Annotated in this window: 15 protein-coding genes; 8 read left to right on the forward strand and 7 right to left on the reverse strand. The window is 72.7% G+C overall.

The genetic code is table 11. From position 1 onward, the window contains the following. Nucleotides 1-8: 8 nt before the first annotated feature. The 3 genes from ABGB01_RS03020 to ABGB01_RS03030 are packed head-to-tail and all read right to left on the reverse strand — an operon-like array spanning nucleotide 9 to nucleotide 6,143. Entirely contained in the window at nucleotides 9-2,561 is a 2,553-nt protein-coding gene (locus tag ABGB01_RS03020) for a family 78 glycoside hydrolase catalytic domain (RefSeq protein WP_347769987.1), read from the reverse strand. Nucleotides 2,562-2,574: 13 nt separating this feature from the next. Beyond that, nucleotides 2,575-4,071: an alpha-L-fucosidase gene (locus ABGB01_RS03025; protein WP_347769989.1), complete on the reverse strand. Its 1,497-nt coding sequence runs from the start codon at nucleotides 4,069-4,071 to the stop codon at nucleotides 2,575-2,577. Beyond that, nucleotides 4,068-6,143, reverse strand: coding sequence for a beta-galactosidase (locus ABGB01_RS03030; RefSeq protein WP_347769991.1), 2,076 nt, complete (start codon nucleotides 6,141-6,143; stop codon nucleotides 4,068-4,070). Before ABGB01_RS03030 ends, ABGB01_RS03025 begins: the two co-directional genes overlap by 4 nt. A 222-nt stretch (nucleotides 6,144-6,365) precedes the next feature. Here ABGB01_RS03030 and ABGB01_RS03035 point away from each other — a divergent pair, with 222 nt between their 5' ends. The 4 genes from ABGB01_RS03035 (at nucleotide 6,366) to ABGB01_RS03050 (ending at nucleotide 12,704) form a co-directional block, all read left to right on the forward strand. Further along, entirely contained in the window at nucleotides 6,366-9,311 is a 2,946-nt protein-coding gene (locus ABGB01_RS03035; RefSeq protein WP_347769993.1) for a glycoside hydrolase family 2 TIM barrel-domain containing protein, read from the forward strand. Further along, nucleotides 9,308-10,957 carry an acyltransferase gene (locus ABGB01_RS03040; RefSeq protein ID WP_347769995.1) on the forward strand — a complete coding sequence of 550 codons (1,650 nt, stop codon included), beginning with the start codon at nucleotides 9,308-9,310 and terminating at the stop codon, nucleotides 10,955-10,957. Before ABGB01_RS03035 ends, ABGB01_RS03040 begins: the two co-directional genes overlap by 4 nt. Before the next feature lie 59 nt (nucleotides 10,958-11,016). Beyond that, on the forward strand, nucleotides 11,017-11,811 hold the full coding sequence (locus ABGB01_RS03045; protein ID WP_347769997.1) for an SDR family oxidoreductase: 795 nt from the start codon (nucleotides 11,017-11,019) through the stop codon (nucleotides 11,809-11,811). A 365-nt stretch (nucleotides 11,812-12,176) separates the two neighbouring features. Continuing rightward, a complete protein-coding gene (locus ABGB01_RS03050) occupies nucleotides 12,177-12,704 on the forward strand; it encodes a hypothetical protein (RefSeq protein ID WP_347769999.1) in 528 nt (175 codons plus the stop codon). A 427-nt stretch (nucleotides 12,705-13,131) separates the two neighbouring features. On the opposite strand, the gene ABGB01_RS03055 is transcribed toward ABGB01_RS03050, so the two are convergent. Next, nucleotides 13,132-13,353: a hypothetical protein gene (locus tag ABGB01_RS03055; RefSeq protein WP_347770001.1), complete on the reverse strand. Its 222-nt coding sequence runs from the start codon at nucleotides 13,351-13,353 to the stop codon at nucleotides 13,132-13,134. Nucleotides 13,354-14,223: 870 nt separating this feature from the next. Between ABGB01_RS03055 and ABGB01_RS03060 the strand changes: the two genes are divergently transcribed. After that, a complete protein-coding gene (locus tag ABGB01_RS03060; RefSeq protein ID WP_347770003.1) occupies nucleotides 14,224-15,237 on the forward strand; it encodes an XRE family transcriptional regulator in 1,014 nt (337 codons plus the stop codon). Nucleotides 15,238-15,246: 9 nt separating this feature from the next. On the opposite strand, the gene ABGB01_RS03065 is transcribed toward ABGB01_RS03060, so the two are convergent. Genes ABGB01_RS03065 through ABGB01_RS03075 form a run of 3 tightly spaced genes read right to left on the reverse strand, consistent with a single transcriptional unit; the run spans nucleotide 15,247 to nucleotide 20,845 of the window. Then, nucleotides 15,247-16,425, reverse strand: a complete 1,179-nt coding sequence (locus tag ABGB01_RS03065) for a GDSL-type esterase/lipase family protein (protein WP_347770005.1) — start codon at nucleotides 16,423-16,425, stop codon at nucleotides 15,247-15,249. Next, nucleotides 16,422-19,121: a family 78 glycoside hydrolase catalytic domain gene (locus ABGB01_RS03070; protein WP_347770007.1), complete on the reverse strand. Its 2,700-nt coding sequence runs from the start codon at nucleotides 19,119-19,121 to the stop codon at nucleotides 16,422-16,424. The genes ABGB01_RS03065 and ABGB01_RS03070 overlap by 4 nt, the downstream gene beginning before the upstream one ends. 5 nt (nucleotides 19,122-19,126) lie before the next feature. Further along, the gene (locus ABGB01_RS03075; protein ID WP_347770009.1) at nucleotides 19,127-20,845 is read right to left on the reverse strand and encodes a hypothetical protein; all 1,719 of its coding nucleotides are present in this window, start codon (nucleotides 20,843-20,845) and stop codon (nucleotides 19,127-19,129) included. Nucleotides 20,846-20,983: 138 nt separating this feature from the next. Between ABGB01_RS03075 and ABGB01_RS03080 the strand changes: the two genes are divergently transcribed. From ABGB01_RS03080 to ABGB01_RS03090, 3 genes are all read left to right on the forward strand, one after another. After that, a complete protein-coding gene (locus tag ABGB01_RS03080) occupies nucleotides 20,984-22,876 on the forward strand; it encodes a beta-L-arabinofuranosidase domain-containing protein (RefSeq protein WP_347770011.1) in 1,893 nt (630 codons plus the stop codon). A 214-nt stretch (nucleotides 22,877-23,090) separates the two neighbouring features. Then, nucleotides 23,091-23,741: a sigma-70 family RNA polymerase sigma factor gene (locus tag ABGB01_RS03085; RefSeq protein WP_347770013.1), complete on the forward strand. Its 651-nt coding sequence runs from the start codon at nucleotides 23,091-23,093 to the stop codon at nucleotides 23,739-23,741. Between the two features lie 41 nt (nucleotides 23,742-23,782). Then, nucleotides 23,783-24,022: a zf-HC2 domain-containing protein gene (locus ABGB01_RS03090; RefSeq protein ID WP_347770015.1), complete on the forward strand. Its 240-nt coding sequence runs from the start codon at nucleotides 23,783-23,785 to the stop codon at nucleotides 24,020-24,022. Nucleotides 24,023-24,032 lie beyond the last annotated feature (10 nt).

Raw genomic sequence — 24,032 nt, forward strand, 5'->3', positions numbered from 1 at the left:
CGGCCCGCTCACCGGCTCGCCCCGAACGTCCAGCGTCCTGCGGGCACCTCGTAGGCGCGGCCGCCGAGCGCGACGGCACCGCCGGGGGCGGCGTGCCGGGGCAGGCCGAGGTCCGGCAGCCGCACCTCGGCCGACGAGCCGGGCGGGACCTCCACGTCGAGCGCGAACCCGCCGTCGTGCCGCTCCCACGACACCGCGACCCTCCCGTAGGGCGTCGCGGTGGCCGCCCGCACCGCCTTCAGGTCGCCGGGCGCGGCCGGCTCGATCAGCAGCCGGCGGAAGCCGTTCGAGCCGGGCGCCTGCCCGATGCCGCCGAGCCCCCGGTAGAACCAGGAGTCGATCGCGCCGAGCATGTAGTGGTTCTGCGACAGCCCGCGCGTCGGACCGTCCCACGCCTCGGTGAGCGCCGTGGCGCCGTGCCTGACCTGGTAGCCGTAGCTCGGGTTGCTCGTGGAGACGGCGAACTCCCACAGCGCGTCGTGCCGTCCCGCCCGGGACAACACCCGGAACAGCGCGGGCAGCACGACCTCGCCGACCGTGATGCCGCCGCCCCGCACGGCCTCGCTCACCTGGTCGAGCATCTGGGGGACGAGGTCGCCTGGCACGACGCCCATGTCGAGCGCCAGGACCTCCGACGCCTGGGTGGCCTTGCCGAACCCGCCGGAGAAGGCACGGGTGAACGCCGCCGCGATCCCCTCCGCCAGCGCGCCGTAACGTGCGGCGTCGTCGTCGCGGCCGAGCACGCCGGCGGCGCGCGCCATCGTACGGGCGGCCTGCCAGTAGCCCCACGTCGACACCAGCGGCACGGGTGTGCCGGAGTCGGGGGCGAGCCAGTCGCCGAGCCCGTGGCCGAGGATGCCGTCCTCCGACCGCCCGGTGAGATAGTCCACGTAGCGGCGCATCGCGTCGTAGTGGCGCTCCATCGCCGACGTGTCGCCGTACCAGCGGTAGAGCTGCCACGGCACGCGCACGATCGCGCCGCCCCAGTTGGGGTCGTCCCTGAACGGGCCGTCGAACACGACGTACTCGGGCGCGATGTCCGGCACCAGCCCGTCGCCGGTCTGCGCCTCGGCCATCGTGACCAGCAGCTCGCGATGGTAGGCGGCCACGTCGTAGTTGTAGGCCACGACGTCGAAGAGCAGGTGGGTCTGCTCCAGCCAGCCCAGCTTCTCCCGGTGCGGGCAGTCGGTCAGGACGCTGTACATGTTGCCCCGCACCGCGCGGTCGATGATCCGGTGAATGTCGTTGACCAGCGGGTCGGACGTCTCGAACACCCCGGTGGGCGTGTTGTCCGCGCGCAGCACCAGCGCCGCCACCGCCTCGGCGCCGACGTGCTCGGGCAGGCCCTGCACCTCGACGTAGCGGAAGCCGTCATAGCGGAAGCTCGGGTGCCAGGTCTGCGGGCCGTCCTTGGTGACGTACGTGTTGAAGATCGGCGCGCCCGTCGTGGGCTTCGACTGGATCACGCGGCCGAAGTCGTCGATCTGGTCGCCGGGCAGCAGCCGCAGGTAGCGCCCGGCCGGGAGGTCGAGCCGGAGCTCGGCCCAGCCGGCGACGACCGTGCCGACGTCGAACACCGCCGTGCCGTCCTTGGCGACCAGCTTCTCCACGGCGGGCAGCGTCTCCGTGACCCGGATGGGCGGGCAGGCCCGCGCGCGCAGCGAGACGCCCGGCTCGTCCGGCACGGTCACCGGCCGCCAGTCCGAGCGGTCGGTGCCCGGCGTGTCCCACCCGGCGACGGCCAGGCGGGCGTCGTGGTCCTCGCCGCCGAACCAGTGCGAGCGCGTGGTCGGCCCCTCGGTGGCCAGCCAGTCAGGCCCGGTGCCGAACGTGCGCGACGACCCGTCGGCGTAGGCCACCTCCAGCTGCGCGATCGCCTTCGGCGCGCCCTTGGAGCCGTAGAACTTCATGTAGCGGTCCTGGTGCGGGTACACGTGCGCGATGCCGGGGCCCAGCGCGATCCCGACCGCGTTCGCGCCCTCGCGCAGCAGCGCCGTCACGTCGTGCGTCGCGTACGCCACCCGCCGGGTGAAGTCGGTGTACGCCGGCTCCAGCACGGCGTCCGTCACCGGCCGGCCGTTCACCGACGCCACGTAGACGCCGAGCCCCGCGACGTGCAGCCGGGCCCGCGCGACCGGCCCCGCCACGGTGAACTCGCCGGCCAGCAGCGGCAGCGGGAGCCCCTCGCCGGCGCGCGGGTTGCCCGGGTCGTGCCAGCCGGGGTGGGTGATCCAGGAGGCCGTCCAGTCGTCCGCGCCGAGCAGCCCCGTCTCGAACCGCGCGCCGGGGCTCCACGCGGACCACGCGCCGCCGGCGTCGCGGACCCGCACCCGCCAGTGCACGACGGTCCGGCTCGGCGGCTCGGCGCCGCCGTACGTCACGCGCTGCCCGGCGGACTCGACCTCGCCGGTGTCCCACAGGTCGGCCGCTCCCTCCGCGGTGCCCGCCTGCACGTGGTAGCCGGTCTGCGCGAGGCCGCCGGTCAGCTGCCAGCTCAGCGGCGGCCGGGTGATCTCGATGCCGAGAGGGTCGGTCAGGTCGCACGTTCGCAGGTTGCTCACCAAGACAGGCTCCTCAGGTGACTTTGATCATGTACGCGGCCGTGGTGGGCGGCTCCGGCGGCAGGTCGGCGTGGAGAGCGTCGGGGGCCAGCCGCCAGCCGACGGGGCCGTGGCCGAGCAGTTCCACGGCGGCGGGACGGCGCTCCAGCAGCCCCGCCGAGGTGCCCAGGCTGGTGATCCTGGCCGTGCGGTCGTCCGGCCAGGCGAGCAGGGTGGCGTACACGGCCTCGCCCTTGCGGGTGAAGCGGATGTCGCCCGGCCGGTACGCGCGCTCGGCCTCGTTGTAACCCTCGTAGCCCTTGACCTCGCCCAGTCCCGTCGTGCCCTCGCTCGCGCGCAGCCAGGGCGTGGTGCCGTAGACGCCCTCGCCGCAGACCCGCAGCCAGCCGCCCACCTCGGCCAGCAGCGCGCGGGCGCGGGCGTCGACGGTGCCGTCGGCGTGCTGGGGGATGTTCAGCAGCAGGCAGCCGTTCTTGCTGACCACGTCGATCAGCGTGTGGATGATCTGCTGCGGGGTCTTGCGCGGATGGAACATCGGGCCGTCGTCGGCGCAGTCGAACCACTCGCCGTCGCTGGTGTCGAACTGCCACGGGTGGGGCTGGGCCTCGTCGAGCTGGCGGCGCTCGCAGTCCATGACCACCGCGGTGCGGTCGGCGTCCGGCACGTCCTTGATCGTCACGATGCCGCCGGTCGGGCACGTGTTGTAGTAGCGGGCCAGCAGCTCCAGCCCGGCCGTGCTGACCGGCTCCGACTCCACCACGCTGCCCGCGTCGAACGGCAGCCGGCCGTCGTCGAGATAGACCAGGTCGGGACGGTAGCGGTCGAGCGCCTCGCCGACCCGGGCGTAGAAGCGCTCGGCGACGTGCGCGGGCGGCCGGGCTCCCGGGTCGTGCCGCTGCGGGTAGAGGGTCGCGGGATCGAGGCCGTCCCACCAGGTGCCGGCACCGTCGGCCCTGGTCAGCGCCCCGTCGTACGGCTCGCCCGTCTCGGGGTCGCGGCCGTGCGCCACGTCGAGCCAGCGCCACGTCCAGTTGTGGTGGAAGCTGAGGCCGAAGGGCAGCCCGGCGGCGCGGGCCGCCCGCTCCCACGCGCCGACGATGTCGCGGCGGGGGCCGACGCGGGCGGCGGTCCAGTCGTGCTGCCGGGAGTCCCACAGGTCGAAGTTGTCGCAGTGGGTGGCCAGGGCGACGAAGTAGCGGGCGCCGCTGGAGACGTACAGGTCGATCAGCTCGTCCGGGTCGAAGCGCTCGGCGCGCCACCGGTGGAACAGCTCCTTGGCGCCGCCCGCACCGAAGTGGGCGCGGTGGTGGGCGTGCTGGCGCCCGGCGCGCTCGCGCTCCCACGGCTCCGACCAGGGTTGCATGCCGTAGAGGTGGCGGGCGTACCAGTCGCCGGAGCGGGCCACGGACTGCGGGCCCCAGTGCGACCAGATGCCGAACTTCGCCTCACCGAACCACGCGGGCACGCTGTGCCGGCGCAACGACTGCCAGTCCGGCCGGAAACCGCTCACGTGATCACCCTTATGTCGAAGGGGGCCAGCCGGAGCGGGCCCGGTTCCACCGGCTGCCGCCGGCCGGTGACCTCGACGGCCGGCCGGGTCACCGTCACCGCGCGCTCGCGGTCCGACCAGTTGTGCGCGAACCACAACCGCCGGCCGCGCGCGTTGACCGCGGAGCGCACGGTGACCTGCGGCTGCGCGCCGGCGGAGACGAGGGCGGGGGCCGACCCCGCGCTGACCCGGGCGGCGATGCGCCGGAACACCGCCGCCGCCAGCTCCCTCCCGGGCAGGGTGCCGACGTAGGTCACCGTGCCGCGCCCGGCGCGGTGCTCGGTGACGGCGGGCCAGCGGCCGAAGTGGTGGTGCTCGTAACGGGCCAGCTCCTCGGCCCCCTCCAGCTCCAGCGCGTCCGCCCAGTGGCGGGCCACCCCCTGCTCCCCGAGCCCGCGCACGGGGACGGGGCCGAGCAACGTCGAGTACTCCAGGTAGCGCACCCCGGCCAGCTCGCGCAGCGGCCCAGGCGCCACCTCGGCCCGCGCCCGCGCCTCCTCGTCCGCGTACCCGGTGCGGAAGGTCAGCACCAGGTGCCCGCCGTCGCGCACGTATGCGGTCAGCGCTTCCGCCGTCGCGGCGGACAGGCAGTAGAGGGCGGGTGCCACCACGACGGGGAAGCGCCGGGCCCCGAACTGCTCGGGCGTCACGAACCCCGCCTGCAGCCCCGCGTCGCTCGCCCCCTGGTAGAACGCCGCGACGATCCGCTCGTAGGAGTCGCGGTCGGGGTCGCGCCCGTCGAGCGTGAGGGGCGGCTGGAACGCCAGCGCCCACTTGTCGTCGGGGGAGCAGACGAACCCGGCGTCGGCGTCGGGGGTGAGCCCGTCGAGGTCGTCGCCCGCCCGGTCGAGCTCCGCGCCCAGCGCCGCGATCTCGTCGTAGATCCGGCCCGGCGTCATGGCGTGCCCGAGGATGCCGCCCCAGTACGTCTCGGCGCCGTCGTGCAGCGTGTTCCAGTGCCAGTACGAGATCATCTCCGCGCCGCGCGCGACCAGCGCCCAGGCCGCCTGGCGGAGCTGGCCGTCGTAGGGCGCGACGTTGAGCTGGGATCCGGCGATCGACGCGGCGTTCGTCTCGGTCACCCAGTAGCGGCGCTGCTTGGAGCCGTACATGCGGTCGGCCGCCTGGAACAGCGCGTCGGGCCCGGCGGCGAACCAGCCGATCTCGGCGGGCCGGTCCTCGGCGTCGCGGGTCAGCGCGTCCTGCGCCAGGTAGTAGGCGTTCCCGCTGGTGACGGTCAGGTGCTCGGACAGCCGTACGTCGTCCAGGGCCGGCCGCTGGTAGGCCAGGCACGTGGTGAGCGCGCGGTCGCCGGGCACCAGCTCGCGCACGAGATCGGCCTGCCAGGCGATGAACCGGGTGGTGAGCTCGGCCTGGAAGCGCCGCCACGCGAGGTCGTACGAAGGGGTGGTGTTGCCGTCGGGGCGCCAGAGCTCGGCCCAGTCGCCCAGGCGGTGCGACCAGTACGCCAGCCCCCATTCCTCGTTCAGCCGTCCGACGTCGCCGTACCGTTCGGCGAGCCAGGCCGTGAACCGCTCGAACACCGGCTCGTTGTGGATGAGGTGCAGCCCCGGCTCGTTGTCGAGCTGGATCCCGATCACGGCGGGGTGGCCGCCGTGCCGGCCGACGACGGCGCGGATGACGCGCTCGGCGTGGCGCAGGAAGGCCGGCGAGGTGAAGTCGACCTCCTGGCGCGCGCCCCACGGGACGCGGGCCCCGCCGGCGCGCACGATGGCCAGCTCGGGGTGCTTGCGCTGCAGCCAGGGCGGGACGGCGTACGTCGGGGTGCCCAGCAGCACGCCGATGCCGCGCTCGTGCGCCGCGTCCAGGACCGGCGTCAGCCAGTCGAGGTCGAACTCGCCGTCGCGGGGCTCCCAGGTGGACCAGACGGATTCGCCGACGCGGATGGTGTCGATCTTCGCCTGGGTCATCAGGTCGAGGTCGCGCTTGGGGTCGGGGGCGCGGAGGTATTCGGGATAGTACGCCGTGCCGAATCGGATGCCGGGGCCGCGGGTGGGGGGCGGTGGAGTCATGAGCTCCCCGAGGTCGTGACGGACCAATGACAATCTTAAAACGATTTACTGGATGATATATTTATTCACGCCCTCATGTCAATGCCCTCAGGATGCTTCGTTGCTGTCCCGTTTCCTACGGCCCGTGCCCGGGCGGCGGATCGCCGGAGGCGAGAGAGGGATGGTGTCGGCGGAACGCCGCGTATAGGCTTAAAACGTTTTGTCTCACGGAGGGACGTTCGGATGGTCGACTTCCACGAGGACCCCGGGCCCGGTTCCGGGCGGCGGGCGGCGCGCGCGGACTTCGTCTCCGACGCGCCGCGCCTGTCGCTCAACGGCCTGTGGCGCTTCCGCCTGTCGGGCACCGCCGCCGGAACGGGGCCCGCGCTGCCCGACCCGGCGCTCGACGACGGCGGCTGGCACACGATCAGGGTGCCGTCGCACTGGGTGCTTGAAGGGCACGACCGGCCCCTCTACACCAACACCGCCTACCCGTTCCCCATCGACCCGCCCCACCTGCCCGACGACAACCCGACCGGCGACTACCGGCTCCGCTTCGACCTGCCCCCGGACTGGCCCGGCGGCCGGACCGTGCTGCGCTTCCAGGGCGTCGACTCCTGCGGCACGGTGTGGCTCAACGGCGAACTTCTCGGGCACTCCAAGGGCAGCAGGCTGCCGTTCGAGTTCGACGTCACGGGGCTCGTGCGGGCCGGCGGCAACCTGCTCGCCGTACGCGTGCAGCGCTGGTCGTCCGGCAGCTACCTGGAAGACCAGGACATGTGGTGGCTGCCCGGCATCTTCCGCGACGTGGAGCTGCTGGCCAGACCCGAGGGAGGCATCGACGACCTCACCGTCCGGGCCTCCTACGACGCCGCCACCGGCTCCGGCGCGCTCCTGGTCACCGCCGACGCCCCGGGCCTGGTCGAGATCCCCGAGCTCGGCATCGCCGTGCCCACGGGCGAGGAGGTCACGGTCGCGCACGTCGAGCCGTGGAGCGCCGAACACCCCCGCCTCTACCGCGGCACCCTCCGCGCCGCCGGCGAGACGATCGACCTGCCCGTCGGCTTCAGGACCGTCGAGATCACCGGCGGCCGGCTGCTCGTCAACGGCAGGCCGGTCCTCTTCCGCGGCGTCAACCGGCACGAGCACGACCCCGTACGCGGCCGCTCGCTCGACCGCGCCACCATGATCCGCGACGTCGAGCTGATGAAGCGGCACAACGTCAACGCCGTCCGCACCGCCCACTACCCCCCGCACCCCGAGTTCCTGCGGCTGTGCGACGAGTACGGCCTGTGGGTCGTCGACGAGTGCGACATCGAGACGCACGGCTTCATCTACTCCGGCTGGGAGGGCAACCCGCCCGCCGAGCCGATGTGGCGCGACGCCCTGCTCGACCGCGCCCGGCGGATGGTCGAGCGCGACAAGAACCATCCCAGCGTGGTCGTCTGGTCGCTCGGCAACGAGAGCGGGAGCGGGGCGGCGTTCGGCGACATCGAACGCTGGATCCGCGAGCGCGACCCGACCAGGCCCCTGCACTACGAACGCGACCCCAGCTACCGCCACTCCGACTTCTACAGCCTGATGTACCCGTCGCTGGACGACCTGGAGCGCATCGGGCAGCGCAAGGAGGAGACGCCGGAGGGGGTGAGCGCGGAGTCGCCCGACGACGTGCGGCGGCGCGGAATGCCGTTCCTGCTGTGCGAGTACGCCCACGCCATGGGCAACGGGCCCGGCTCGCTGGCGGACTACCAGGCGATCCTGGAGTCGTACGAGCGGTTCTGCGGCGCGTTCGTGTGGGAGTGGATCGACCACGGGCTGGCCGGGACCGACGAGCACGGCCGCCCCTTCCACCGGCACGGCGGCGACATCGACTACCAGCCGAACGGCGGCCGCTACTGCCTGGACGGGCTGCTGTTCCCCGACCGCGCGCCCTCGCCGGGCCTGGCCGAGCTGCACGCGGCCATCGCGCCCGTGGGGATCGCGGTGGAGACGGTCTCGGGCGAGGTGGCCGTCACCAACAAGCACGACCTGATCGACCTCGCCCACCTGTCGTTCCGCTGGTCCACGGAGGTGGACGGCGAGCCCTGGGACAGCGGGAGGCTCACCGTGCCGCACTGTCCGGCCCGCGGGACGGTGCGCGTACCGCTTCCCGCCGTGGAGGTGGCGGCGGAGGGCGAGACCTGGCTCACCGTCGAGGCGTCGCTGGCCGCCCCCGCCCGCTGGGCGCCCGCCGGCCACGTCGTCGCCTGGACCCAGGCCCGGCTCGGCACCGCCTCCCACCGCCGCCCGCACCCTGCCCGGCCCGCGAGCGTTTCTCCCTCCGCGGCCGGGGCGGTGGCCCTGGGCGCGGCGGCGTTCGACGCCAGGACAGGGCGGCTGATCGGCCTGGGGGACGCCGAGCTCGACGGGCCGGTGCTGGACGTGTGGCGGGCACCCACCGAGAACGACCGCGGCCAGGGCCCCAGAAACGCGCTCGCCGCCGACTGGGAGGCCGTCGGCCTCGACCGGTTCCTGCACCGCACCGCGAGCGTCGAACGCCCGGACGACCGCACGCTCGTGGTGCGCGGCCGCAGCGGCCCGGCCACCCGAACCCTGGGCTTCCGCACCACGTACACCTGGCGATGGCGACACGGCGCGCTCCACCTGACGATCGAGGCCGACCCCGTCGGCGACTGGCACGACACCGCCTACGGCCACCTCAACGTCACCCCGCCGCGCATGGGCGCCAGGTTCGCCCTCCCCGGCGGCTACACCGACGTCGCGTGGTTCGGCCGCGGCCCCGGCGAGTCGTACGCCGACAGCCTGGCCGCCGTCCGCGTCGGCCGCTTCGCCCGGCCGGTCGACGACCTGCAGACCCCATACCTCTTCCCGCAGGAGAACGGCAACCACGTCGGGACCCGCTGGCTGGAGCTGTCGGGCGACGGCCTGCCGACGGTGCGCGTGGACGGCGAGCCGCACCTCGACTTCACCGCCCGCCGGTGGACCGGCGAGGCGCTGGCCGCGGCGCTCCACCCGCACGACCTGGCGGACTCCGGCCGGGTCTGGCTGAACCTGGACCACGGCCAGCAGGGCCTCGGCAGCGCCTCCTGCGGCCCCGCGCTGCCCGAGCGGTACCGGTTGCCGGTCCGCCGCTACACCTGGTCGATGACCCTGTCCTCCCCGGAGCCCCCGCGAAGGAGTTACCGATGACGTCGACGTTCGACTTCTGCCCGTGGCTGTACTGGGACCACGCCACCGACGAGGACCGCCGCGCCCAGGAGGGCCACCTGGCCGGGCTGCGCGCCAGGATCGCCGTGGAGGCCGCGGAGAAGGTCTTCGTCTCGCCGCTGGCGGCCGTGCACGCCGACAGCCTGCGCATGGGCGACCACAGCTACATCGCCGCGCATGCCTACGTCACCGACACCCTCGTCATGGGTGACGACTGCACGCTCAACCCGTACGCCGTGGCGCGGGGCCGCGTCGTGCTCGGCGACGCCGTACGCGTGGGCGCCCACACGTCCCTGCTCGGCTTCAACCACGGCGTCGAGCCCGACCGGCCGGTGTTCCGCCAGCCGATCAGCTCGAAGGGCATCACCATCGGCGACGACGTGTGGATCGGCTCCAACGTCGTCGTCCTCGACGGGGTCACCATCGGCGACCACGCCGTCGTCGGCGCGGGCGCGGTCGTCACCAAGGACGTGCCCGCCTGGGCCATGGTCGCCGGCAACCCGGCCCGCCCCATCCGCGACCGCCGCACGGGGTCACGGCCAGGGGCCGACCTGGAAGGGCTGCTCGCCGCCTTCGCCGACCGCGCCAGGGACCAGGCCGAGGCGGTGCTGGCCCGCTGCTGGACGGGCGAGCGGTACGTCGACCGCCCGGGCGCCCCGCCCACCGTACGCGCCTGGTGTGACGCCGTGGAGATCGCTGACCTGCTCCTGGGCGGCCCGCCCCTGGTGCCGGCGCGCGAGGAGATCGTCGCCTTCCTGCGCGACCGCCAGGACCCCGCCACCGGCCTGATCTCGGAGATCGGCGCGCCCGGCTCGCCGGAACGGGCGGGGGAGCCGGGCGGCGGCGGGCCGGAGCTGGAGGGTGTCACGGCGTACCACGTGCTCTGCGCCGGCTACGCGCTCGACCTGCTCGGCACCGGCTTCCGGCACCCCGTCCACGCCGTACACGACCTCGCCGGCAAGGACCTGACCGCCGCGCTCGACGCCCTCGACTGGGACCGCGAGGCCTGGACGTCGGGCTCGGTGGTGGACGCCGTCGGCACCGGCCTCTACCGCAACCTCGCCGGCTTCGGCCTGCGCGGCGACCTCGAGACCCTGTACGGCTGGCTGCTCACCCGCTGCCGGCAGGGCCACGGCATGTGGGGCGAACCGGACTCCGACGCCGGCTGGCTGATGGTGGTCAACGGCTTCTACCGGCTCACGAGGGGAACGTACGCGCAGTTCGGATTGCCGCTGCCCTACCCGGAGCGGGCCGTCGACACCGTGCTCGCCCATGCCCGCGACCCCCGCTACTTCCACGGCGACACCGGCAACGCCTGCAACGTGCTCGACGTCATCCACCCGCTGTGGCTGGCGGGCAGGCAGACGGCGCACCGCCGCGAGGAGGGCGAGGCGTGGGCCCGGCGCCACCTGCGCCGCGCGCTGGGCGGCTGGCAGGACGGCGCGGGGCTCAGCTTCGCCCTCACCGGCGGCACCGGCGCGGCCCGCGTACCCGGCCTCCAGGGCACGGAGATGTGGCTCGCCATCATCTGGCTGCTCGCCGACCACCTGGGCCTCTCCGGCGCCCTCGGCTACCGCCCCCGAGGCATCCACCGCCCCGAACCGGCGATCCACCTCCCGAACCGCTGACGCGTCGGCGGACCGGGGCGGCGCGCGATTGTCGGTGCCGCCGTCTATCCTCGCCAACCATGGATCTTGAGCTTGGTCGGCGGCGGGCCCTGGTGACGGCGAGCAGCGGCGGGATCGGCGCGGCCGTGGCCAGGCGGCTGGCCGCCGAGGGGTGTGCGGTGCTGGTCCACGGCCGCGACGCCGCGCGGGCGGGCGAGGCCGCAGAAGAGCTGCGGGCGGCGGGCGGCACGGTGGAGGTCGTGCTCGGCGACCTGACCGATGACGGCGCCGCGGCCGAAGTGGCCGAGCGCGCCGCGGCGTGGGGTGTGGACATTCTGGTCAACAACGCCGGCCCGGTCGCGGAGCACGACTGGGACGACGCCGACCCCCCGGCATGGCTGGCGGCGATGAACGGCAACGTCCTGTCGGCCGTGCGCCTGATCCGCGGTGTGCTGCCCGGCATGCGGGGGCGCGGCTGGGGCCGGGTCATCAACCTGGGCAGCCGCGCGGCGACCACGCCGCTGCCCAACCTCGTCGACTATTCGGCCGCCAAGGCGGCGGTGGTCAACATGACCACGAGCCTGGCCCGCCATCTGGCCGGCACCGGCATCACCGCCAACACCGTCAGCCCCGGCGTGATCGTCACTGAAGGAATGCGCAGGATGTTCGAGGAGGGCGCCGCCCACCGAGGCTGGCCACAGGACTGGAACGAGCTCGAACCCCTCGTGGCGGCGGAATACGCGCCCAATCCGACGGGCCGGCTCGGCACCGCGGACGACGTGGCCGCGGCGGTGGTGTTCCTCGCCAGCCCGCTGGCCGGCTACGTCAACGGCATCGACCTGCGCGTGGACGGAGGGATCGTGCCCGTCCCCTGACGGGTGCGCCTCACCGCGGGTCCGGCAGCGTGGCGGTCGTCCTGGCATCGGAGGTCAGCTGGTCGTGGGTGCGGACGGCGATCACGCACACGATGCTGATGACCGCCGCGAGCCCCCCTACAACTCACCGACCTCCTCATCGCCCTCCACCACCTCGACATGGACTCCGCATCCGCGCATGCCGGCCCCTGCTGAGGCCCCGCGAACCACGGCGCGCTCCCACCGCAGGGGGAGACCTGCCCCGGAATTCACCCCTACAGGGGAGGACGCGATGTGCGGGACGCATGTCGACTGGTCACATGGGTTCCCCCGTGTTTTCTCCTGATCGTGCCGCGGCTCCCGTGCGACCTGGCACCCGTATCGTCGTGACCGGCCTGCTGGTGGCCTTGTGCTGCGTCGGATTCGCCGTCGTCAACGTCATCTTCGAGCTGACCGGTCGTTTCGACGGCGGCCCCTACGCCGCGTACGCATCAGGCCTTCTCGTGATGAACTGGCTCGTCGTCGTCCTGAAGCTGGTGGGCGCGGGCGCGGCGCTGTCGTCGATCGCCAACCGTCCCACGGTGCTTCCCCCGGCGGTTCTCGGCGTGGTGTTGTGGAGCGCGTTCGCCCTGCTGTCCATCTACGCTCTCGGCGCGATCGGTCAGGCGTTCGGCATGGCGCTGGGCCTGATGGGCTCGGCCGATCAGATCACCCTGGCCGGAGTCGGTTACGTGCTGTTCTTCACGCTGATGGCGATCGGATTCGGCGCCCTGGCGATCTCCTACTCGCGGCGCCTGCAGCTCCGCAAGGGCGTCATCGCCCTCGGCGTCCTGGGCGGGCCCGTCGCGCTGGGGCTGATCCTGCTGGCCATGCCGATGCTCCTGACCGCCCTCGGCGTCATGCCCGCCGCCTGATGGGAGCCCCGTTTCCGGGCAGCTTCCTGATCACCACGAGGTCAACGGCATCCCCGCCGCACTGGTCGTCACGGACCATCCCCCGTCCGACGAGCGAGCGGCCCGGTTATGTCGGCTGTTCATCGCAAACGCAGGCCTCGGCGCACTCCAGTTCGCCAACGCCACGGTCACCTGGTTGTCCAGTCAGGAGGACGACATCCTCACCATCGCCGACGGCTTGGTGCCCTCGTAACCCCAACTTCCCGTCCCCGGGTTCCTGCCGCTCCCACTCAGCCGGATCAGCGACCTGGCACAACGCCTACCCCGCGATGCCCGGACTGCTCGCCAGGACCCCTGCCGCTGCGACCATGTAACGAGCGAGGCGACGCCCTGGCCGGTCCATCCGAGGACGGCAGCCTGGACGAGTTCCAGGAAATTCTCCGCCAGTTCACGCCGTCATGTCCTGGTGATGGTGGGTTGCGGTGACTTCGAGCCACACCTTGACGGCGTGGCCGTACCTGCCTCGGCTGGTCTCCTCGTAGTGGTCGCCGTTCCAGCGGAGGACGAAGTATTGGCCACCCTCCGACGCGAGGTCGTACTCGCCGCAGCAGGAGGTCTCGTGGACGCGCAGGCGCGGGGTTCGCGGTGCGTACGGTTCCCAGTGGCGCATCCGTTACGCTCGCGAGCGCATGTGGTGGAGGACCAGGGCGGACTGCCAGGCGAGCGCGGCAGCGAGTGCGATCGCGTCCGGCTGCCTGACGGTGTGCAGGATTCCGGCCGTCGCCATGTCGAGAGTAAGCGTCCAGCGGATTACAGCCGTCCACCACACTTGGTCTGGGGCGTATTCGAGGTCGATGTCCCATATGGGGTACGTGTTGCGAAGCACCGACAGTTGACGGCCCCTCAGATCCTGGAGGAGCGCTGCCTGCGCCAAGACGTCACGGATGTTCTGGTCAGCGGCTCGAACCGGAGTGTACGCACCTGAATCGCTCAGGGCCGCCTCAGCCCTCGCCGGAAACGCAAATCGGGTAGCTCTACTCGTTCCGATTGCTGCGCGGGGAATCATGCTTACGTGCCTCTCTGGCCAGGGAGTTCATGTCGAGCAGACATCTCGCGCTTCGGGGAGAAAAGCGCAGTGCCATAGTGAGAGGGTTCGGGGAGAACATCCAAGAGGCTGATGGTGGAGCCTGACTTTCCACCACTCCAGCAACGAGGAGGCCGAAATGCCTCGCCGACCTGACGCCGTCGACCCCACCGCCTCGCCATGGCATCTTCTAGGCTCCGAGCTGCGGTATTGGCGTGATGAGGTGAGTGATCTAAGTCAGCGTGAAGCAGCGGCGCAAGCGCTGTGCGACCATGGCGACCTGTCCAAATGGGAACGCGGCCTGGCACACGTGCAGCCGGACGTGATTCAACGCCTGGACGAGTTGTATGGTGCACACGGGCGACTTATGGCGCTTCGCACCTTTGCCGCAGAGCTTGACCAACTCCGCCGGGTTCTCCTGAAAGACCTGCCTCCGATATTGACGAGGGTGATGACATGCATCGGCGAGCCGCGATGCAAGTGCTAGCCGCGTTGAGTGCAGGAGCGGTCATCCCACCGGGCACTTTGGAAACCCTCTTCTCCGGCATCGAGGACACCATCGCCGATCGCGGAATCGGCGCCGACGACTGGGAAGAAATCGCCTGGGAGCACGGCTTCTCCTACTACACTCAGGAACCCGGCACGCTCATTCACGCTGTGACAGCCGATTTCGCCGAAATCTCCCGGGTTCTCCGCCGGACCTCCTCAACGGTGGTTCGTGCCGGGCTGCTCCGGGTCAGCGCGCAACTTGCTGTGCTCTTGGGGCTGGAGATGAGCGACGTCGGAGAGCACAGACCCTCACTGCAGTCGTGGCGGCTGGCTCGGCGTGCCGCCGATGCCGCAGGCGATCGTGACCTGCAGGTCTGGGTGCGTGGCTGGGAGGCGGAATACGGGTTCTGGTCCGGACGGCCTGCTCCGGTCCTCGCCCGCTTGACCGGCGAGGCCGCCCACATCGCCAACGGCATGCCCAGCGCAGGCCTCGCGGAGGCGCTTCGTGCCAGGGCGTTCATCTCCGCTTCGCAGGGCGACGCCCACGGCACCCGAGCTGTCTTGAGTGAACTGAATGACGTGTGCGAAAGGCTTGCTGACAACGCGGCCAGTGACCGGACCTCGCCCCTGTGGAGTTTCGTGGAGCGGGACGCCGCCTGGGCACACGCCTATTCGTCGGCCGTCATCGGAGACGCGGCGCAAGCGGCCAGCGCGGTGGACAAGGCGCTCGCTCTCTGTCCGGCCACTTTCACCGGGAACATCGTCCACTATGAGCTTGTGCGTGCTTTGACGCTCGTCAGTGAGGGCGACATCGGAGGCGGACTCGCGCACGCGCTGACGACTGCCCATGCCTGGCCGATCAGCACGATCCGCCGCCGTACCCTCGGTCGCATCCTCGAAGCCCTGCCTGAGAAGGCTCGCGCTCTGGATGCCGCCCGAGAGTTGCGCACCTTGACGACCGCACCTGCGGGCCCCGCGTAACACATGACGTCAACGGCCGGACGTGCCGTGGACTCTTTTCAGCGGCGCCTCAGCCGCGGCGGCCATCGCCCGGTGGCCGGCCGCGCTCGGGTGGAGGTGGTCGCCGCAGTCGTGGCGGGGGAGCAGGCGGGCAGGGTCGGCGGGGTCTCGGAGGGCGGCGTCGAAGTCGGCCACGCCGTCGAACGCGCCCCCGTGCCGGACGTACGCGTTGACCTGCTGCCGGGCCCGTTCCCCCTCCTCGGTGTGGTATTCCGCGCCCGCGTACGGGGTGAGCGTGCCGGCGATCACGCGGACCCCGGCGGCGCGGGCTGTCACGGCGATGCGGGCGTATGCGGCGATGAGGTCGTCCGCCCGCGCGCCCGCCCCGAGGTCGTTGAGCCCGGCGAGCAGGATCACGGCGGCGATGCCGGGTTTGGTCAGGACCTCGGTGGTCAGGCGGGCCTCGGCGGGACGTCCGGTGCCCGCCGCCAGCACGCGCCCGCCGGAGACGCCCTCGTTGACCACGGCCAGCGGGGGAGACCCCAGTACGGCCAGGTCGGCGAGGAGGTCCACCCAGCCGTGGCCGGTCTCGGAGCCGACACCGGTGGCGATCGAGTCTCCCAGCACCGCCACGGTCGACACGGGGGTGGGCGCGGTGACCGTCAGCGCGTCCAGCCAGTGCCAGACCGCCACCTGCTCGGTGAACGCCCCCGAGCCCTCGTCGGCGGCGTGGTCACCGGGGACCGACCGGTAAGCCGGAGAGGTGGCGGACTCCAGTACACCGCCCGTCAGCCGCTCCAGGCCGAAGCCGGGCGGCGGGTAGGCGGGGGCGGTGGCGCGGTTGCGGCCGGTCAGGGTGCCCGCCTCGCCGCGTACATGGAGGCTGATGGCGAGGCGGCGGCGCGGGCGCACCCGTACGGGGAGCGGGTCGCTGAGGGCCGTCGCGCCCGGCGCCACCGTCACCTCGGGGCTCCCGCCGAACGTCAGCATCCGGTTCGACCCCGGCTCCAGCGCCGCCCCGGCCAGCGGGACGCCCACGTGGACGTGCCCGAACGTCACGGGCCGGTCCCCGAAGGCGTTGGTCAGCCGGACGCGCAGGCCGCTCCCGCCCACGGTGGTCCGCACGATGTTGCGCACGGTCAGGTCACGCAGGCCGCCGCCGAGGCGTTCCGCGGCGGCGGCCCACGTGGTCACCGGCCGGTACGTCACCGTCCCCACGACGCGGTGAACGTGTACCGGCCGGAGCCGACCCGGCACACCGAGGCGGCCCCGGTCGACTCGATCACGTCGATGCCCGCGGCGGCAAGCGGCGTGCCGGACTCGCGGACCGACGACGGGTCCGTGGTGGGCACGTGCACGGTGGCGAGCGCGCCCGGCGGGACGCGCACCTCCAGCGTCAGCTCGCCGCCGGAGATCTCCCACCGGCTGCTCAGCCGCCCCAGCGGCGTGTCGTACGCCGCGGCCGCCCACCGCAGCCGGCCCCCGGGCAGCGGCCGGATGAGCGGCCGCCGATATCCCACCGAGTCCTCCTCCTGCCCGATCCCCGCCACCCCGCTGTACAGCCACTCGCCCACCGAGCCGAGCGCGTAGTGGTTGAAGGAGTTCATGGCGACGGGCCCGAAGCCGTTCTCCTCCGTCCAGCCGTCCCACCGCTCCCAGATCGTGGTGGCCCCGCGCTTGATCGAGTAGCCCCAGGACGGGTAGCGGTCGTCGTGCAGCAGGTCGTAGGCGAGGTCGTGGTGCCCGTACGCGGACAGGACGGGCCCCAGCAGCCCCACGCCGGCGAACCCGGTGGTCAGCCGCCGCCCCCGCCGCTCCAGGTCGGCCACCAGGTGCCCCACGGCCGCGGGAACCAGATCGTCGGGGACGAGCCCGTGCGCGAGCGCCAGCAGGTATCCCGTCTGCGTGTCGCCCGAGACCCGCCCGTCGGCGGAGACGAACTCGCCTGCGAACGCCTCCCCGATCCGCGCCCGCAGCCCCGCGTACCGTTCGGCGACGTCCGCGTGACCCAGCACGGAGGCGGCCCGGGCGGTGAGGCCGGCGCTCAGCGCGAAGTACGCGGTGGCCATCACGTCGCGGGAGGTCCGCACGCCCGCCTGCAGCCAGTCGCCGTAGTGGCTGCCCACCCGGTTGCGCCAGATCAGGTCGGGGTTGTGGCGTTCGACGTGGTCGACCCACCGGCGCATGCTGGGCAGGCTGTCGCGCAGGATCCGCTCGTCGCCGTAGACCCGGTAGAGGTGCCACGGCACGACGGTGGCGGCGTCGGCCCAGCCGGGGGCGCCGTGCCGCTCCGTCATCACGTGCGGCACCACGTCGGGCACCGCGCCCTCGGCGGTCTGCGCGCAGCGCAGGTCGGCCAGCCAGCCGGTGAAGAACGCGGCCACGTCGGCGTTGTAGCAGGCGGTGGGCAGGAACACCTGCGCGTCGGCGGTCCAGCCGAGCCGCTCGTCCCGCTGCGGGCAGTCGGTCGGCACGGACACGAAGTTGTCCCGCTGGCTCCACCGGATGTTGCTCGTCAGCCGCCGCACCATGTCGTCGGAGCAGGAGAACTCGCCGGCGACCGGCGTGTCCGAGTGCATGGCCCGGCCGACCAGGTCGACGTCGGCGTGCCCGGTGACCTCCACGTAGCGGAAGCCGTGGACGGTGAAGCGCGGCTCGAACGTCTCCTCCGGCCGCCCCGCGGCCACGTAGTGGTCGGTCGCCTCGGCCGAGCGCAGGTTGGCGGTGTAGAGGCCGCCGCCGTCGTCGAGCGTCTCGCCGTGGCGCAGCGTGACGCGGGTGCCGGCCGGGGCGCCGCGCAGCGTCAGCCGCACCCGGCCGGCGATGTTCTGCCCCAGGTCGACGATGGTACGGCCATCGCCGTTCCGCCGGGTCTCGACGGGCACGAGGTCCTCGGTGACGCGCACGGGCTCGGCCGCGGCGGGCACGAGGACGTCGTGGCGGGTGTCGACGACGCGGGCGGGGGCCCACGACGAGTCGTCGAAGCCGGGCAGGTCCCAGCCGGGCTGCTCCAGGCGGGCGTCGTACCACTCGCCCATCAGCAGGTCGGCGTAGCGCAGCGGCCCGGTGCTCTCCCGCCAGCTCCCGTCGGTGCCGACGACCGTGCGCGAGCCGTCGGCGTGCTCGGCCACGAGCTGGACGAGCAGCTCGGGACGTCTGCCGTAGTGCTGGGCCTGCTGCCGGCCGTCCCAGCCGAGGCTGCCCGACCACCAGCCGTCCGCGAGCACCGCCCCCACGCAGGCGGGGCCGTCGCCGATCAGGCCGGTGACGTCGTACACCTGGTACGGGACGCGGTGGCGGTAGTCGGTCCAGCCGGGGGTCAGCTCGCCGTCGCCCACGCGGTGGCCGTTGACGCGCAGCTCGTACAGGCCGCGGGCGGTGCACGCGACGCGTACGGCGGTCACCGGCGACAGGTCGACGACGCGCCGGAAGTAGCGGGGCGCGGGCAGCGACCCGGTGCGTACGCTGCGGGGCTCGCGGTCGTCGGCGGGCGGTTCGAACGGGGGCAGGGTCTCCGGGTCGTGGCCGATCCAGGCGGCCGCCCACTCGTCCGGGTGCAGCACGCCGGTGCCGAACCACGACTCGGCCGCCGCCGTCTCACCATCCGCGGAGCGGACCTGGACCTGCCAGGTGTAACGGGCGAACGACGCCAGTGGCGCGCCGCCGTAGCAGGCGCTGGTGTCCTCGCCGTCGATCCAGCCGCTGTCCCAGGCCGGGGCGCCGGCGGCGCGGACCGTGATCCGGTACGCGGCCTGCGCGTCGCCGCGCCGGTCGGACGCCAGCCGCCAGCTCAGCCTGGGCGCGCGGGTGGCGATGCCCTGCGGGGTGGCGAGGTGCTCGCAGCGCAGGTCGTACGGGTGCAGCGCGCCCCCGGCGGGAGCGGGGGGAAGGGACCATCCGCTCATGGCGCTCACCAGGCCCATTCCGTGGCCGGCCGGGCCAGCGTGTAGTCGCGCCGTGGCGCGGTGGGGTGGATCTTGCGCCCGCTGTACATCGGCCGGGCGGTGCCCTCGGGGCTGATGCCGATCACGTCGTCGCCGCGCCAGCGCACCTGGAACTCCCGGCCGGAGGCGACCTCCGTGCTCGTCGACTCGGGCACGGGGAACGTGACGGTGATCCGCTCGCCCCGCCTGGGCGCGCGGACGGACAGGTAGCCGTCGGGCGCCCACGCCCCCGTCTCGGTCCCGCCGAACCCGTCGCCGTCGCGGGTCACGCGCACCTTGGCGTACCCGGCCCATTCGGGCACCCGCATCCGCAGCTCGCGCAGGTCCTGGTGCACGTCGAGGTCGACGCGGCCCTCGTGGGGGAGGTGGCTGAGCACGGTGACCCGCTCGGTGGCCCGGGTGAGCAGCAGGTTGACCCGCACGTCACGGTCGTCGCCGGTGACGATGGAGTTCCACCCCCAGAACAGCCCGCGCAGGCCGGAGCCGACGCAGCACGCCTGCACGTCGGCGGTGTGCCCGCGGCCCAGCTCGATGTCGCAGACGTAGTCGTTGGGCGCGCCGTACCCGGCGAAGGCGCCGCGCACCCGCTCGCCCACCCGCACGTGCGTCACCCAGCCGGGCTCGTCGCCGGAGGTGTCGGGGGCCGACTCGACCCAGCTCAGGTCGAGCAGCTGGGACTCGACGAGGTGGTTGCGCAGGAACCGCTCCACCACGCCCCAGTAGGCGGTGTGCCCGGACCGGGCGAGCGTGACGCCGGTGCCGATCAGGTCGACCAGGGAGCAGCTCTCGTGCTCGTAGCGCTGGCCTTCGAGGTCGCCGGGTGTCCAGCCGAACCGGGTGGCCTGGGTGAGCGCCCAGTCGTAGGAGCGGCGTACGAACGCGGTCAGCTCGTGGTCGCCGGTGTGGCGGGCGTAGCGGGCCAGCCCTTCGAGGGTGCCGAGGCGGGTGTGGAAGTGGCCGCTGCGGTAGGCGCGGGCGGCGTTGAAGCTGCCGTCCTCGTGGTAGACGCCGCTCTTGTGCACGATCAGCCGGGCGAACCAGCCGCACAACTCCAGCGCGTCCTCGTTGCCGGTCGCCTGGTGGTAGCGGAGCAGCGGCATGATCAGCCGGCCGCTGAACGACGCCGGGTCGGGGGCCAGGTGCAGCGCGATGGCGTTAGGGGACGGCCAGCCGTCGGGGGTGTACTCGGAGGCGGGGTAGAACCAGACGTCCCGCTCCTTGATCGCGATCCGTTTGAGCGCGGCCACGTGCCGGTCGGCCAGCTCCTTGGCCCTGGGGTCGCCGTCGGACACGTACCACGTGGTGAGCGACAGGAGCACGGCCCGCTGGTCGATGAGGTTGGCGTTCGGGGCCCAGCCCGCGTCGGGGCGGGCCCGCCGGTAGCTCAGCCCGTCGGGGCCGAAGAAGCTCGTCAGCCGCCGCCTGAAGCCGTCCTCGACCTCCCGCCAGGTGTCCTTGCCGGTCATGTGCCTGGCGAGCAGGCACGCGTCGAGCAGCCGGCCGTGGCTGGAGCCGTAGTCCCAGTCGCCGTGCCGCAGTGCCGCGGGCCGGGCGAGCAGGTCGGCGCTGAAGTACGGAATGCCGTCCATGCCCGTGTCCGGGTCCGTGTCGGGCAGTCCGGCCACCGCGTTCATCGCCAGTTCGGCCCGCTCTTCGAGCAGCACGGTGTCGGGGATCTCTGGCATGGCCATCCCTTCGTTGCATATAAATATTCAAGCGTGCATAGATGTCACATTCAGCCTGCTTCGCCGGTTGACTCGCGTCAAGGTGTGCATAAGTATTCGTATCTTGTTGGATATGTATTGCTGAGGGAGGATGGTGGCATGAGCGTTGATCCGGTGGTGCGGCCAGGTGCTGGTGCGGCGGTGACCCTGCGGCCCGTGACGGGAGCCCGCCTCCAGGACGGGTTCTGGGGGTCCCGGCAGCGGGTCAACCGCGAGGTGACGATCCCGCTGGGCGGCGAGCGGGTGCGCGAGTCCGGCGCCTTCGACAACCTGCGGCAGGCCGCCCGCGGTGCCGGAGGGGAGCACCCTGCCGAACACAGGGGGAAGATCTTCGCCGACTCCGACGTCTACAAGTGGCTGGAGGCGCTGGCCTGGGAGCGGGGCAGGCGCGAGGACGACGGCCTCGCCCGGTCGTACGCGCAGGCGTCGGAGCTGGTCGCCGCCGCGCAGTGCGCCGACGGCTACCTCCACACGCACACCCAGCTCACCGGCCGGCGGCGCTATTCCGACCTGGCCTCCAGCCATGAGCTCTACTGCGCGGGCCACCTCATGCAGGCCGCCGTAGCGGGCCGCCGCGCCACCGGCGACGAGAGGTTGCTGCGGGTCGCCGCCCGCTTCGCCGACCACCTGGCCAAGGACCTCCCCGCCGACGCGCTCGACGGGCACCCCGAGGTCGAGATGGGCCTGGCCGAGCTGTACCGCGAGACCGGCGCGCCCGCGTACCTCGATCTCGCCGCCCGCCAGGTGGCCGTGAGGGGCCGCTCGCTCATCCAGCTCAAGGGCCACCACGGCCCCGGCTACCGGCAGGACCGCGTGCCGGTCGCCGAGGCCACCACGGTCGAGGGGCACGCGGTCCGCGCGATGTACCTCGCCGCGGGGGCGACCGACGTCGCCGTCGAGACCTCCGACCTCGACCTGCTCGCCGCCCTCCACCACCAGTGGCGCGACATGGTGGCCACCAAGACCTACCTGACCGGCGGTCTCGGCTCCAACTGGTACGGCGAGGCGTTCGGCGGCCACCACGAGCTGGCGCCCGACACCGCGTACTGCGAGACCTGCGCGGCGATCGGCAGCATCCAGTGGTCGTGGCGGATGTTGCTGGCGACCGGCGACGCCGCGTTCGCCGACCTCATCGAGCGCACCCTCTACAACGCCGTGCTGCCCGGCGTCTCGCTCGACGGCGAGCACTTCTTCTACGTCAACGCGCTGCGCGTGCGCGCGGGCGCTGACCCCGACGACCTGCGCGCCCCCGCCCGGGGCCGGCAGGGATGGTACGGCACCGCCTGCTGCCCGCCGAACGTGATGCGCCTGTTCTCCTCCCTCGACCACTACCTGGCCACCGGCGACGGCGACGGCGTCCAGCTCCACCTCTACGCGCCCGGCACCGTGCGCGCCGGCGGCGTGCTGCTGGAGGTGGAGACCGGCTACCCGTGGACCGGCCGCGTCGAGATCGTGGTCAGGGAGACCCCCGATCAGCCCTGGACCCTGTCGGCCCGCATCCCCGCCTGGGCCGACGCGGCCGGGATGGACGGGCGGCCGGCCGAGCCGGGCGGCTACCACCGCGTGCGCAGGTCGTGGCGGCCGGGCGACCGGGTGGTGCTGGACCTCGGGATCCGGCCCCGGCTGACGGCCGCCGTGCCCCGGCTCGACGTCGCCCGCGGCCAGGTCGCGGTCGAGCGCGGGCCGCTGGTCTACTGCCTGGAGCAGGCCGACCACCCGGGCGTGATCGTCGACGACCTGTGCCTGGCCGCGGCGGACCTCCGCGACGCGAGCGCGGTCGCCGGCCTGCCCGCCGACGTGGTGCCGGTCACCGCGCGCGGCCGCGTCCACGTGCACCGGGAGGACGACGGCGGTTTCCCCTACCGCACCGCCGCCGCCCCCCAGGACCCGGAGCACGCGGGCCCGGCCGATCTGACGTTCGTCCCGTACTACGCGTGGGCCAACCGCGGCGCCGGGCCGATGACGGTCTGGACGCCCATGCACCGGACCTGACCCGCGTGCCGCGAGCGCGTCCGGCCGGACGCGCTTCCTCGCATGGCCGCCTCAGCCAAAGGAACCGTCATGATCTGTGATCACAGGTGGAAAACGGGTATGTCGTAGCGGCCGTTCGCGTCCGATGTCGATCCCGAGAGCGGAGGCGACCCCGGTGGAAGCGGTGGACGGCGGGATGTGATGATGTCCCCAACGCTACGGGGAGGAAGCGATCGTGGGGTCCCTCGCGGGCAGCGGGCTGCCCCCGGATGACGTCGTCGTCTCCGCTCTGCGTGCGGGCGACGAGGAGATGTTCGCGACGCTGCTCGACACCTGGGCGCGGGGCATGTTGCGGGTGGCCCGCTCCTACGTCTCCACCGACGACTCCGCGGAAGAGGTCGTCCAGGACACGTGGCTGGCGGTGATCGGCGCCATCGACGGGTTCGAGGGCCGCTCGTCCGTGAAGACCTGGGTCTACCGCATCCTCGTGAACACGGCGAAGAAGCGCAGCGTGCGCGAGAGCCGTACACTGCCGTGGAGCGCCTTCGAGCGGGACGCCGGCCCGGCCGTCGATCCCGCCCGGTTCAACGGGATCGACGCGGCCCTGCCGGGCAGCTGGAAGGAGGCACCCGCGGCCTGGCCGACGCCCGAAGGGCAGGCGCTCGCCGCGGAGGTGCGGGGCCTGATCGGCGAGGCGCTGGCGACGTTGCCCCCACGGCAGCGCATCGTGATCACGCTGCGCGACGTGGAGGGATGCACCTCCGAGGAGGTGTGCGAGATCCTGGAGATCTCCGCCGTCAACCAGCGGGTGCTGCTGCATCGAGCACGTGCGGCGGTCCGCGAGCTGTTGGAGAGTTACTTCGAGTCGGTGAAGCAGCCAGAATAGGTGAAACGGTTCAATACGCAGAAGGTAAGGCGGTTAACGTCGTGAAGCGGTTCACGTGCGACGAACTGGTGGAATCCATCACCGCTTACCTCGACGACGCCCTCGACCCGCCCGCCCGCGCCGGATTCGAGACCCACGCGGCCTGCTGCGACGACTGCCGGCGCTACGTCCACCAGTTCCGCGTCACCATCCGGGCGGTCGGCGACCAGCCTCAGGAGAAGTTGTCGGGCCGCACGCGTGAGCGGCTGATGTCCGCCTTCAAGCAGCGGCGACAATCCTGACAATTCCCCC

The sequence above is a fragment of the Nonomuraea sp. B5E05 genome, assembly GCF_039880665.1.
In the GTDB taxonomy this organism is placed as follows: domain Bacteria; phylum Actinomycetota; class Actinomycetes; order Streptosporangiales; family Streptosporangiaceae; genus Nonomuraea.

What these genes read in the sequence shown, in the direction of transcription:
- ABGB01_RS03030 (WP_347769991.1), bottom strand. Translation starts at nt 6,143, where the DNA reads ATGACTCCACCGCCCCCCACCCGCGGCCCCGGCATCCGATTCGGCACG.
- ABGB01_RS03035 (WP_347769993.1), top strand. Translation starts at nt 6,366, where the DNA reads ATGGTCGACTTCCACGAGGACCCCGGGCCCGGTTCCGGGCGGCGGGCG.
- ABGB01_RS03040 (WP_347769995.1), top strand. Translation starts at nt 9,308, where the DNA reads ATGACGTCGACGTTCGACTTCTGCCCGTGGCTGTACTGGGACCACGCC.
- ABGB01_RS03045 (WP_347769997.1), top strand. Translation starts at nt 11,017, where the DNA reads ATGGATCTTGAGCTTGGTCGGCGGCGGGCCCTGGTGACGGCGAGCAGC.
- ABGB01_RS03055 (WP_347770001.1), bottom strand. Translation starts at nt 13,353, where the DNA reads ATGCGCCACTGGGAACCGTACGCACCGCGAACCCCGCGCCTGCGCGTC.
- ABGB01_RS03060 (WP_347770003.1), top strand. Translation starts at nt 14,224, where the DNA reads ATGCATCGGCGAGCCGCGATGCAAGTGCTAGCCGCGTTGAGTGCAGGA.
- ABGB01_RS03070 (WP_347770007.1), bottom strand. Translation starts at nt 19,121, where the DNA reads ATGAGCGGATGGTCCCTTCCCCCCGCTCCCGCCGGGGGCGCGCTGCAC.
- ABGB01_RS03075 (WP_347770009.1), bottom strand. Translation starts at nt 20,845, where the DNA reads ATGCCAGAGATCCCCGACACCGTGCTGCTCGAAGAGCGGGCCGAACTG.
- ABGB01_RS03080 (WP_347770011.1), top strand. Translation starts at nt 20,984, where the DNA reads ATGAGCGTTGATCCGGTGGTGCGGCCAGGTGCTGGTGCGGCGGTGACC.